Genomic DNA, 1,073 nt, shown 5'->3' on the forward strand with positions numbered 1-1,073 from the left:
CCACAGGAGCCGGATCGCTCAGTGTCACGGTGTAGTCTGTGGTGGTGTCACCTTCCACGACATTCGCTGGACCAGTCATGGTCACCGTAACCGTATCTTCTGGACCAGGATCGGTTTCATCACTGATGGTGGTATCGACAAACGCATTGTCTAAATTCAGTGCTTCAAAGATTGGGTTGCTGTCGCTATCGACAATGCCCGACACGCTGACACGGAACACTTCATCGCCTTCCGCGTACACATCGTCCACCGTATCGATGGTAAACGTAGCCGTCACACCATCGGCGCCAATAATGGCTTGAGTGGTTTCAGTGATGTCATCACCTGACGCGGTGGTGTAGCTATAAGCGAGCGTGACGATGCTACCCACAGGTGCCGGATCGCTCAGTGTCACGGTGTACTCTGTGGTGGTGTCACCTTCTACGACATTCGCTGGACCTGTCATGGTCACGGTAACCGTATCTTCCGGACCCGGATCGGTTTCATCGCTGATGGTGGTGTCGACGAACGCATTATCGAGGTTCAACGCTTCGAAGATAGGATTGCTGTCGCTATCGACAATACCCGACACGCTGACGCGGAACACTTCATCGCCTTCCGCGTAAACGTCATCCACCGTATCGATGGTAAACGTGGCGGTTACGCCATCCGCACCAATCACTGCTTGAGTGGTTTCAGTGATGTCATCACCGGATGCAGTGGTGTAGCTGTAAGCTAAGGTCACGATGCTACCGACTGGAGCCGGATCGCTCAGTGTTACGGTGTATTCGGAAGTAGTTTCACCTTCCGAAACGCTATTCGGGCCGGTCATATTAACGGTTACAGTATCTTCTGGCCCTTGCTCTGCCTCATCTGTAATCGTTGCAACACCCGTAACTGGAGTAGGCTGATCTGGCGTTGAACCGGACAAACTGAATGTTTCCGAACCTTCCGCTAAGTTATCATCAATGGTATCCAAGCTAACCGTAAAAGACTCTTCCCCGATCGGAAGAGAAACAGTGAACGATCCATCCTCATTCACCTGAATTTCTTGGGTGGTTCCGTCGGATAATGTAATTAAAACCGTTGTATTT

The 1,073-nt window shown here is 51.4% G+C and carries 1 protein-coding gene; it reads right to left on the reverse strand.

The window, feature by feature from the left end; translation table 11 throughout:
* The coding region (locus R8N28_RS26760; RefSeq protein ID WP_318183863.1) for a Calx-beta domain-containing protein at positions 1-1,073 on the reverse strand (1,073 nt) is incomplete at both ends.

This window comes from Vibrio sp. Vb1554, assembly GCF_033344235.1.